The 11,847-nt window shown below is 43.3% G+C and carries 10 protein-coding genes; 1 reads left to right on the forward strand and 9 read right to left on the reverse strand.

Annotated features, from left to right (window positions below; genetic code table 11):
- Positions 1 to 28 precede the first annotated feature (28 nt).
- From hisS to QL982_RS01055, 9 genes are all read right to left on the reverse strand, one after another.
- The gene (hisS, locus tag QL982_RS01015; protein WP_290164711.1) at positions 29 to 1,318 is read right to left on the reverse strand and encodes a histidine--tRNA ligase; all 1,290 of its coding nucleotides are present in this window, start codon (positions 1,316 to 1,318) and stop codon (positions 29 to 31) included.
- A gap of 117 nt (positions 1,319 to 1,435) precedes the next feature.
- On the reverse strand, positions 1,436 to 2,551 hold the full coding sequence (gene ispG, locus QL982_RS01020; RefSeq protein WP_290164710.1) for a flavodoxin-dependent (E)-4-hydroxy-3-methylbut-2-enyl-diphosphate synthase: 1,116 nt from the start codon (positions 2,549 to 2,551) through the stop codon (positions 1,436 to 1,438).
- 142 nt (positions 2,552 to 2,693) lie between these two features.
- Positions 2,694 to 3,515: a helix-turn-helix domain-containing protein gene (locus QL982_RS01025; RefSeq protein WP_290164709.1), complete on the reverse strand. Its 822-nt coding sequence runs from the start codon at positions 3,513 to 3,515 to the stop codon at positions 2,694 to 2,696.
- Positions 3,506 to 4,441 carry a type IV pilus biogenesis/stability protein PilW gene (gene pilW / locus QL982_RS01030; protein ID WP_290164708.1) on the reverse strand — a complete coding sequence of 312 codons (936 nt, stop codon included), beginning with the start codon at positions 4,439 to 4,441 and terminating at the stop codon, positions 3,506 to 3,508. The genes QL982_RS01025 and pilW overlap by 10 nt, the downstream gene beginning before the upstream one ends.
- Positions 4,442 to 4,653: 212 nt before the next feature.
- Positions 4,654 to 5,883, reverse strand: a complete 1,230-nt coding sequence (rlmN, locus tag QL982_RS01035) for a 23S rRNA (adenine(2503)-C(2))-methyltransferase RlmN (RefSeq protein ID WP_290164707.1) — start codon at positions 5,881 to 5,883, stop codon at positions 4,654 to 4,656.
- Between the two features lie 401 nt (positions 5,884 to 6,284).
- On the reverse strand, positions 6,285 to 6,716 hold the full coding sequence (ndk, locus tag QL982_RS01040; RefSeq protein WP_194362836.1) for a nucleoside-diphosphate kinase: 432 nt from the start codon (positions 6,714 to 6,716) through the stop codon (positions 6,285 to 6,287).
- A gap of 795 nt (positions 6,717 to 7,511) precedes the next feature.
- Entirely contained in the window at positions 7,512 to 7,928 is a 417-nt protein-coding gene (locus QL982_RS01045) for a lysozyme inhibitor LprI family protein (protein ID WP_290165267.1), read from the reverse strand.
- A gap of 218 nt (positions 7,929 to 8,146) precedes the next feature.
- Complete coding sequence (locus QL982_RS01050) at positions 8,147 to 9,436, reverse strand: adenylosuccinate synthase (RefSeq protein ID WP_290165266.1); 1,290 nt, start codon at positions 9,434 to 9,436, stop codon at positions 8,147 to 8,149.
- A 181-nt stretch (positions 9,437 to 9,617) separates the two neighbouring features.
- Positions 9,618 to 10,913: an ATP phosphoribosyltransferase regulatory subunit gene (locus QL982_RS01055; protein ID WP_290190123.1), complete on the reverse strand. Its 1,296-nt coding sequence runs from the start codon at positions 10,911 to 10,913 to the stop codon at positions 9,618 to 9,620.
- A gap of 488 nt (positions 10,914 to 11,401) precedes the next feature.
- Here QL982_RS01055 and QL982_RS01060 point away from each other — a divergent pair, with 488 nt between their 5' ends.
- On the forward strand, positions 11,402 to 11,791 hold the full coding sequence (locus QL982_RS01060; protein ID WP_290165264.1) for a DUF2237 domain-containing protein: 390 nt from the start codon (positions 11,402 to 11,404) through the stop codon (positions 11,789 to 11,791).
- Positions 11,792 to 11,847: the final 56 nt, after the last annotated feature.

Consider the following 11,847-nt stretch of genomic DNA (forward strand, 5'->3'; position numbering starts at 1 on the left):
CAATTACGAGATGCTTAGCTAGAAGACATTAGCTACGAGAAAAATTGTCTTTACTTGATAGCCAGTCTTGTGCGACGGTTTGTTGTTCACCCGTTTGCATGTCTTTGACACTAATCGTATTATCATCTAGCTCTTGCTGTGCGATGATAACCGTCAATGCCGCACCTGACTTATCTGCCTTTTTCATTTGCGCCTTTAAACTCGTTGCACTTGCCATTTTTACTCGTACATCTGAACGGTTATAACGCAAGTTTTGTGCATAGCTTATACCAGCACTATATACATCAGGATGCGCCACAACGAATACATCACAAGCAGGCATATCAGCAATTGGTGCTACCGCTTCCATCAGTAATAACAGACGCTCCAGCCCCATCGCAAACCCAACACCAGGCTCGGATTTCACAGGATTACTACCATCTGTACCGATTGATTTTAGCTGCCCTATCAGACCATCATAACGACCACCAGCACAAACGGTTGCTTGGCTTCCGAGCTTGTCTGTTACCCACTCAAAAACTGTTTTATTGTAATAATCAAGGCCACGTACTAAGTGCGGGTTGATTTCAAAATCGATATTCAGCGCAGTCAAATAGGCTTTGACTTGCTCAAAATGCGCCACACTCTCTTCACCCAAGAAGTCCGCCAGCTTTGGCGCATCTGCCAATACTGCCTGTGTGTTCGCTTCTTTACTGTCTAGGATACGTAGTGGATTGGTCGTTAAACGGCGCTTACTGTCCTCGTCTAGCTGATCTTTTTTATCCGTCAGATAAGTGACCAGCGCTTCGCGATAAGCATAGCGCTCGTCCAATTCACCTAGGCTATTTAATTGCAGACGCATCTCATCTTTTAGCCCTAGCTCCTGCCACATCAAGTGAGTCATCGCAATCAGCTCAGCATCCGCATCTGGTAATGCACTACCAAAGCTCTCGACACCCAACTGATGAAACTGGCGGTAACGGCCTTTTTGCGGGCGCTCATAGCGGAACATCGGGCCGATGTACCAAAGTTTCGGGGTATCACCGCGCAATAAGTTATGCTCGATAACCGCGCGCACTGCCCCAGCTGTGCCTTCAGGACGTAGCGCCAATGGCGTTGGTGGCTCAGATTTATCAGTGAAGCTGTACATTTCTTTTTCGACAATGTCAGTAGCACCACCAATGGCACGTGCAAACAGATCAGTTTGTTCAACGATAGGCAAGCGAATATGCTCGTAACCGTACCTGCCAAGTACATCAGCCAATATCGCTTCTAAATGCAACCACTTTGCTGATTGATCAGGCAAAATATCATTGAACCCTTTAATAGCTTTGATCATGGTACGGTCATATCCTTAAATTTTTGACAAGTATTCTATTATTGTTGTCTAAACACTCAAATGAGTTTTATACCTGACTTGAATGTCATGGCCTAAAATATCACATCGCTCTATGGCTTATTTTACGCGAATGATTTCATTTTCACGCTTTTTCGCCAAATCATCGGCATGAGCACGAACCATACTTTCTATTTCATCGACTAAATTGTCTGTATCGATAAGATGGCTTTTTTCGCCCATACGGTATACCAATGATCTAGGTGCAGCACCAACGATACCAATATCCGCCTCTTTTGCCTCGCCTGGGCCATTGACCTTACAGCCAATCACGGATAGGTTCATCGGCTCACGAATGTCTTCGAGACGCGATTCTAAAGCCGTCATCACTCTAATCACGTCGAACTCTTGGCGCGAGCAACTTGGGCAAGCGATAAAGTTTACGCCGTTCGAGCGAATATTAAGCGATTTTAAAATATCAAAACCAATCTTAATCTCTTCTTCAGGCTCAGCTGCTAAAGAAATACGAATGGTGTCGCCAATACCGTCTAGCAACAATCCACCCAGTGCAATAGCAGATTTAACGGCACCCGTACGGTATACACCCGCCTCCGTCACACCCAAATGTAAAGGGTTGTCAATTTGTGCTGATATCAAACGATAAGCATCTAATGTCAAAAACACATTACTGGCTTTGACAGACACTTTGTATTGGTCAAAGTTAAGACGCTCTAAGATATCGATATGACGCATTGCCGATTCAAGCATTGCCTCGCCAGTCGGTTCAGTATATTTACGCTGGATGTCTTTTTCTAAAGAGCCTGCATTGACACCAATACGAATGGGAATATTGTGATATTTGGCACAAGCGACCACTTCACGTACCTTCGCATCACTGCCAATATTGCCAGGATTGATACGTAAACAGTCCGCACCTGCTTCAGCGACCGCCAGAGCAATTTTATGATCAAAATGCACATCAGCGATTAAAGGCACGCTCACCAATTTACGAATTTCACCAAAGGCTTTAACGGTATCCATCGTTGGCGTTGATACGCGCATCAGATCCGCACCCGCTTCAACACAGCGCTCGATTTGAGCAACGGTTGCTGCCACATCGCAAGTATCGGTATTGGTCATACTTTGTACGCTAATTGGTGCATCACCACCAATCGCGACATCACCGACATAGATTTTTTTGGTCAGACGGCGATTAATAGGCGATGGCATTGACATACATAAATCCTTGAATCAAAAATTGAAAAGCGCTAGGCTTTTGCACATTAGACGTTTGCACATATGGTATAAACCAGCTAAATCGGCTTACACACGTGAGCATTTTATTGAAAAATCAGCGTTTATGAAACTAAGAGACCCATTAAGGTGTCAACTCAAAGGTGGCTTGCTTGTCAGTTGCATAAGTCCCTAGGGCAATCGATTTTTGATTGAGCATTAAACTGACATTGTCGATATTATCAATTTGTACATTAAATGGCGGCATACCAGACAGATCATAATCCCCAGGAGATTGAGTACCACTAATGAGGCTGTTGCCAGATGCATCTGTAATACTGATAACCGCATCATTTGTCAGCTTAACATTCAAAAAAGCAGTGGTTGCACTGGTATCCCCTACATTCAATGCTGAACCTGAGGCACCAACACCATTGGCATCACTATTGAATGCAGCACCTTGCGCTTGCTCTATAGACGACATATCTTCGAGGGTAGAGACAGGCTCTTGATTGTTTTCTTTACTAGCGTTACTCACCATACGGAATAAAAATACCGCCAAAATAATTAACCCAATGACACCTATGATCAATAGGGGATTAAAACGAATTCGGTTATGGGTATCGCGCTGCAAAGTTCCCATCGGACGCAGTGGTGTATCAATGTTGCTCGTTGACTTGGCCTTTAGCTCATTGGGATAAGCGGCATCAAAGCTGCTAGCGATTCTGACTGAATCCAAGCCCAGATATTTGGCATAGTTAATCGCAAAACCACGGGCAAATGCAGCTTGTGGTAACTCAGCAAAGTTTTCGTTTTCTAGCGCTTGCAAATGACGCTTTAAAATAAATAGCTCGGCCGCCGCCGCTTCTAAGCTTACTTGCTTATTTTTGCGGGCTTGCTGCAACATGGCACCAAATGATCCCTGAGCGTTAGATTGAGTGTTAGTTGATGGGGTGATCATTTCCATGGTGCCTCTGGATTGTTAAGCCAAGTCTTAAGTTGTTTTGCTTCATCGCTTAGTGGATAAGCGGATAAAAGCTTCTGTGCCAATTGCTGGCGCGTCGTTATATTGTTTTGTGCTGCCGCAAGTTTGATACCTTGTAAGAGCAAACGCGGGCTAATACCCTGCCCCTGCACCAACATCAATGTCTCGTCATACAGTCTCTGTGCTTGCGGTACACGGTGCTGTTCAAGCAGCAAATCTACCAACTCGATATGGGCAATGATGCTATTACGATTGCCATCAATCGCGCGCAAAAATGCCTTTGAAGCGGCACTACGGTCATCTAACTGAAGGTAAGTGCGCCCGAGGTTTTCTAACGCACCAATACGGCCTTCGTAGCCTAATGATGCGCCTGCAATCTCAAACTGCTCTGCCGCTTCACGGTAGCGCTTTGTCTGTGACAGATAAACACCGTAATTATTGTGCGCTTGCACAAACTCTTTATCGAGCGTGATCGCTTTTTTAAAGTACTCATCGGCTTTTTCGAGATTGAGTCGGCTGCCTTCTTGCTGCAACAAAACGCCCATCATATCATAGGCTGGCGCATAACGGCTATCAGCAGCAAAGGCTTTTTCGAGTTGGCGCTGAGCCGTATCAAGCTCGTTTTTTCGGATGTATTGCGCGGCAAGTGAGGTACGCACACGGGCAATTTCCTGCTGATCTAAATTCCGATCATTATTTGGGCGCGTGGACGATTGATAAGGAGAGCTGCCCAGCAAATCATTGGTCGATGTGCTTTGGCAACCAGTCAGCAGAACCACCGCAAACGCCGTTGCCAGCATCACATGCTTCGACGTCGCCATCTGGGAAGTTGCTGTCATCAACTGCTTACCATCTTTAGAAAATAATGTTTGATATTTGAACTGACAAGAATTTTTAGAAGTCATCATAGCCGCCATCATAAAACTGTGATTCAATGCGTTCGATCAAAGAAACATCAGTTTAATAGATTTAACCCCTATAAGTACAATTTAGTTGTTATTAATTGCTGTGTTCTTCAATCTCGACCGTTAATGATACATTTTCATTACCATTGCGACAGATAAAAGAGAGCTAAAAATCTATACCAATCAGATATTAAGGCTATCTTCTGAAGAATCCCCTAAACGTTTTCACGGTCTTTGATACTCTGCTGCCATGCGGCTGAGCGTCTGGTACGATCCGCCACTTGCCCAACCAATTGGCCACAGGCCGCATCAATGTCATCGCCACGGGTTTGACGAATGGTACAAACAAAACCTGCTTCGCTCAGTATATTACTAAAAGCGTGAATGCGGTTGTTGCTTGATTTGTCATAGTTTGCATGCGGAAACGGATTGAACGGAATCAAGTTAATCTTACTTGGTAGCCCTTCTAGTAATGCAACCAACTGATGAGCATGCTCGTTGCTGTCATTGACGCCATCAAGCATCACATACTCAATCGTAACGTGCTTTTTGTGACGTGGATTGACGTCAAACACATAGTTTTTTGCCGCAGCAATCAACTCTTCTAAAGGATACTTTTTATTAATTGGCACTAGCTCATTGCGCAGCTCATCATTTGGTGCATGTAATGAAATAGCCAATGCCACATCGATATCTTGTGCTAGTTGATACATTTTTGGCACAACACCTGAAGTCGATAAGGTAACGCGACGCTTTGACAACCCGTAAGCATGATCGCTTAACATCAGCTCCATTGAGCCAACCACAGGCTTATAATTCAATAGCGGCTCACCCATACCCATCATCACGACGTTGGTGACATTGTTTTCCCATAGGCTATGGTCGACGTTTTCTAAGCTGTCATTTTCGTCAGTCATATATGACGCATTGGCCACCCACAACTGCCCGATAATCTCAGCAGCAGTTAAGTCACGCTCAAACCCTTGCTTGCCGGTACTACAAAAACTACAGTCCAGCGCGCAGCCCACTTGCGAAGACACACATAGTGTCTTGCGTCCATTCAGCTTGCTGTCATCTGCAGGGATAAGCACGGTCTCAACCAATGAGCCACCCGTGACTTCAAATACCCATTTACGCGTGCCATCATCACTATATTGACGATGAATCACTTTTGGCGGAATCACACAAGCGTTGAGAGATAATTTATCACGCAATGATTTGCTCAAATTGGTCATTTGCTCAAAATCTGTCACGCCTTGCTGATATATCCACCTAACCACCTGTGTTGAGCGAAAAGGCTTTTCGCCAATACTCTTAAAATACTCTGCAAGTTGCGCTTGCGTCATACCCAATAGATTAGTTTTGGCATGTGCCTCGTCGACCAACTTAATGCTATCAGTAATCTTAGCAGGTACGTGCTGGATGGGTGCTTGAACAGTAGACATAATAGGTAACCTTTTTGCAGGAGCTTAGATAAGCGGTGCAATTATTTATATGGATGTTGTCATACATACATAATATATGAGTGCATGAGCAATCCGTTATGAGCGCGGTTTTTCAAAGTGACAAAAACATGCTGATAAGGGATTGATAACGCTACGTAAAATTAATAATGAGGCAAGCCATTAAAAATTTCAATGAATAATAGCTAAAACGGCTTATACCCATAAGATATAAGCCGTCTCGCGACACGACTGATTGACAGCTAATTTGCTACGTCAGTCGTATACAGTGAATCAAATATAAAACCAGTACGAATAAGACCAGTGTAAATCCTAACTAGCTAATTATAGCAGTTACAGCAAACAAGTCTAATGCCGTCATTGTTTATAGTTGGTTTACTATATTAGCGCGTACGTGCACAAACTTCATCATCGCTGAAGAAGTAGCTGATTTCACGTGCTGCTGATTCAGCTGAATCTGAACCATGTACTGCGTTTTCGTCGATGCTGCTAGCGAAGTCTGCACGGATAGTGCCTTCAGCAGCGTCTTTAGGGTTAGTTGCGCCCATGATTTCACGATGCTGAGCGATAGCGTTTTCGCCTTCTAGTACTGATACCAATACTGGACCTGACATCATGAACGATTTTAGATCATTGTAAAATGGACGCTCAGCGTGCTCAGCGTAAAAACCGCCTGCTTTTTCATCATCAAGTTGCATCATTTTAGCAGCAACGATTTTTAGACCAGCTTGTTCGAAGCGGCTATAGATAGCGCCGATGTGGTTGCCAGCAACTGCATCAGGTTTGATGATAGATAGAGTACGTTCGTTAGCCATGAGAAGCTCCTAATAAATGATAAATTCAATAAAGAATGAAAAGGTTGATACTTTGTTTTAGCTTTGGCCACCATGTTGACTTTAGCTGATTGGCACAACTCATGTCATATCAATACATAACCATGAGCATCAACATAGGATTGCTGCCTATTATAATGATTAAGGCTATAAATGATAGGGTTAATTTATGACCATACCTTGCATAAAAGTAAATTTATAACAGTATTTAATCTCCCCACAAGGTGAGTATTCATCAATAGCGAATGCTCACACTATCCATCTACTTGCTTTATTAGGGTCTGTTGAACATTCAAATATTAGGGCTGCTGATTGCTAAAATTGCACCAAATTAGGCGCAAGCCGACGATAATGTCGAGACCTTAACTAGGATTGCAACAACGTTTGGGGTGATTTTAGCATCAGCCTTTCAGGGCAGTACTATTTTCTGCCAATATATGGCGAAATTGTTTAACCTAGAATGACTAGGCGTCAAAAATTTCACTGCATATTGTCTAAAAAATAGTGACTGCCAGCACCACATTTGAATGTTCAACAGACCCTACTCATCACATTTATTATTTATAGTAGCAAGACTGAGTGAGATTTTTCTATAAATGTCACTAACGAAAAAACCCTCAGCACATCACGCCAAGGGTTTTATTAATCGCACATTATATTGACCAGCTATTTGATGATGTTTGTTGACAACGTTTGGCAAAATTTAGCCATTTTTAGCCCAGTTAGATAACTATTGTTTGAATTGAGGACAGGCCCTAACGCTATCACCCAAAATAACTAATCATCTAAGCGACTGTCTCGGCAGCTGCCCGCATTACATTCACGCACACGTTCATTCAAAAAGTTAACTCGAGTTGTTGTCTTGTTAGTAGCACAGCTCATATTAACAAAAAAACCGCCATCATCATTGTAGCTACATCGATCGTTGCGCTCACGCATCCATGCAAGCTGTCCACGTTTTAGCGTGGATTTTTGCTGTCTGTTCAGGAGTTTGCTTAATTTATTGTAAGAGTTATTGAGCTCTTTATCTGCTTCCAAATAAACTTTTGTCAAACAATATAACCCATCAAAGTCATTATTAGGTCTATCACAATTTTCTGCACCCCAAGACAGCATAGGTAGCATAAAGGCTGCGGATGTGATGATTGCAAGAGAAGTATTACGAATAGAGCGCTTAATCACATTCGTTGTCATAGCAGATTCCTTTTCATATATTGATAAGAGTACATTCATTTATGGCATATTATACAAAATTAAACCAAAATAATGTCAGTAAATTCTGTTTAAATTACTTATAACTTTCTTCTTATCCTAGGGCCTGTCTTGAGACAGCAGGCATAAAAAAATCCCAATGCTCATGCACTGGGATTTTTTTAATACTAAAAGCAATTTAATCAACTTTATAGCAAAAACTAAGCGTCATATGGATCGCGCAATACGATAGTCTCTTCGCGGTCAGGACCAGTTGAGATAATATCAACTGGGCAACCAATCAAGGCTTCGATACGTTTGATGTATTTTTTGGCGTTCTCTGGTAGATCGTCATAGTTGGTTACACCAACGGTTGACTCACTCCAGCCTTGCATGGTTTCGTACTTAGGCGTGACTGACTCATAGAATTCAGCATCATGTGCGCCTGCACACTCAGTTTCAGGTAGGTTGTAACCCACACCGATTAGCAACTCTTCAAGACCATCTAATACGTCAAGCTTAGTCAAGCAGATACCTGACATAGAGTTCAGTACCACGGCACGGCGTAATGCTTCGGCATCGAACCAACCACAGCGACGCGCACGACCAGTGGTCGCACCAAACTCATGACCGACTTTGGCCAAATGAGCACCAACATCATCAAACAATTCAGTTGGGAACGGGCCACTACCAACACGCGTGGTGTAAGCTTTGGTGATACCAAGTACGTAATCTAAATATAATGGACCGATACCCGTACCAGTAGACACGCCACCAGCAGTGACGCTTGAGCTGGTCACAAACGGATAAGTACCATGATCGATATCAAGTAACGTACCTTGAGCACCTTCGAACATTAGGTTTTCGCCAGCCAAACGCAATTGATTTAGGTCTTCAGTTACATCAGTAACCATCCCTTGAATCTCTTCTTTCCATTCTTTGCAAAGCTTAAGCGTTTCATCAAAATCAATCGCTTCAACTTTATAATACTGAGTCAATTGGAAGTTATGATATTCGATTAGGTTACGTAGTTTTTCTTCTAAGTCTTCACGGAATAAATCAGCAAGTTTGATGGCACGGCGTGCAACTTTGTCTTCGTACGCAGGACCGATGCCGCGACCTGTTGTACCGATTTTACCGCTACCACGTTTGGCTTCACGTGCTTGGTCAAGCGCTACGTGATATGGCATGATTAGTGGGCAATTCGGTGAAATGCGCAGACGCTCACGTACAGGTACGTTGTTGTCTTCTAGCTCTTTCATCTCTTTTAGCAATGCGTCAGGGGCTAACACGACGCCGTTGCCGATGAAGCACGTCACGCCTTCACGCAAGATACCTGATGGGATTAAATGCAGGACGGTGGTTTTGCCATCGACAACTAACGTGTGCCCAGCGTTATGGCCGCCTTGAAAGCGCGCGACTGCTGAGGCTTTTTCGGTTAGTAAATCAACGATTTTACCTTTACCTTCATCGCCCCATTGGCTACCCAAAACTACGACATTCTTACCCATGATCAATCCTTACCTTTATGTATTGAGGTGTGTGCGATAACAGTTGAAAAATTAAAATGACTTTGTTAACTATATCTTTTTATCTCAGTGATTCATGAAATAGAAAAACTGAGATATTTAATGAATCACTTAACGTTTTAATAGCATGTGTCGAATACAGTTGTACTTAATGCATCAGCAATTAAACCGTTTTTAGCTGCCATTGATGGTCTGCCATGCTCAACCGATGAGTGACGTCATCTGGACTGTCCTGTGCATCTAATGGCATCGTGACGCGATAGCCTTTCTGACGCAGACTCTCAACTTGTTGTAATAACGTCTGCATTTCATCTTCATTTGCGTTAGTCAATGCGGCAAAGTCTACCAAGACAACGGCGGGTGCATCCAGCTGCGTATGAGCCAGCAAGCGGCTGACATCCATACTAAAGCCCGTGGCTGCTCGCAACGTTTGTGTCTGACTTTGCATACCATCGAAGCGACCACCACGTACCAGTGGCTGAGTCTCATTATTGATATAGCCATTGAAGACGATGCCAGTATGGTAGTGATAGCCTGATAGCTCTGTCACATCGACACTGACTGGGCACTGCCATTGGTTTTCTAAGTAAGACTTTAGGCGTTGCAACTCGTCGATAGACGTTGCGATTTGGCTGTCTTGCTGCGCCGCATCTGACAATTTTGATAATAAATTTGCGATATCATGACCAAAACGTGCCAACACATAAAAATCATCGCCCATCGGTAAGGCGCGGCAAACACGCTTGAGCTCTGGCAAGTTTTTATTGGCATATAAGTACATCAATTGCTCAGTATCACTGTCTGACAACTCGGCCAATTCAGCCAAGCGCTTAAATATCGCCACGTGACCCAAGTCAATATGAAGCACTGCACTCATATTGAGCTTATTTATCATTGTAAATAGTACGTCTATCAGCTCAATATCTGCGGCTAATGACGCACAGCCAAATATCTCAGCACCCAATTGTAGTGGTGTTCGTGAGCCAAACAGACCTGATGGCAAAGTGTGAATCACATCACCAACGTAGCAATAACGCGCAATACCCGTACCGCCATGATGCGCATCTATACGCAAAATCTGCGGGGTAATATCAGCGCGTACACCCATTAGACGGCCAGTCAACTGATCAATAATCTTAAAGGTTTGACGCTTAAGATCTTCTGAGGCATCACTCAGCAACGACTCAGTAAACTCGATCATCGGCGGACAAACCAGCTGATAACCATGAGTGATAAGCTGCTCAATCAATTGATGTCTAAGCATTTCTTGCTTATGGGCATCTTCAAACAACACGTCAACCACCCCATCAGGCAACAACCAGCTATTGGCAACATCACTACCAAAGTTGCTCAAATATGGCATGCGATTGGGTGCAGCATTGCTTTCAGCAGACTGAGTCACTGTTTCATTGATAGCATTTGGCTGGGCAGGTTTTGCAGAATCAGAACGAACAGACACAATAAATCCTTGTTTGGTGTATCGCTTACCAAAAACGCGGTACTGATGCGGTACTTAAAAGGTGTTTTGCCAGGTATTGACGCCGTGTGTTTTTATTTTTAACGCGCAACATCATTGACCCAATTATTTATAAACAAACCAGGTAACCGCAAAAGGGTGAATAATAAGTATAATTTAGAATGATAAGACGAATATCTTTATGCGCTAAAAAATTGCGACAAATAATCAAGGCACTTTATGCTTTAGTTTAGCATAGCACTCAAGGTTCGCCTAGTGACAATTAGCCACAATCACTATCTAATTACTGCCTAATTGCCACTTATTACCTTAGTCGATGCCACCGTGATAAGTGATATATTTAGCTCGATATTGCATTGATAACGATGAGATTTATTTTTTGTTATCCATAAGATAATGAGTGTCATTGCGGCAGCGTCTTCGGCACAGACTCATGATACACTAACACATATTTTTATCTCGGAAGCCTTATGTCATCTGATTACCACCCAAACCCTGCCACCAATCAAACCAACGTCCTAGGTACTGCACTTGCCAGCTGCTGCTTTGATCCTATTACTGGCTATTATCGCAATGGCTTTTGTCATACTGGCAACCATGATGTCGGTCAGCATACCGTTTGTGTCAAGATGACCAGCGAGTTTTTAAACTTTTCTGCCAGTCGCGGTAATGACCTTATTACCCCATTACCTGAATACAATTTTCCTGGTCTCAAACCTGGTGATTACTGGTGCATCTGTGCCCTACGCTGGGTTGAAGCATTGGACTTTGATATTGCACCGAAAATAAAGCTAGAAGCTTGTCATGAGAGCCTCTTGGCATTGGTAGACATCGACACGCTAAAAAGCTATGCCTTATAGCTAACATTGGCACACGATAAGACAGTGGTAGCGCTCACGACATATTTGGATTATTG

This window comes from Psychrobacter sp. 5A.1 (genome assembly GCF_030407455.1).
Taxonomy (GTDB): Bacteria; Pseudomonadota; Gammaproteobacteria; order Pseudomonadales; family Moraxellaceae; genus Psychrobacter.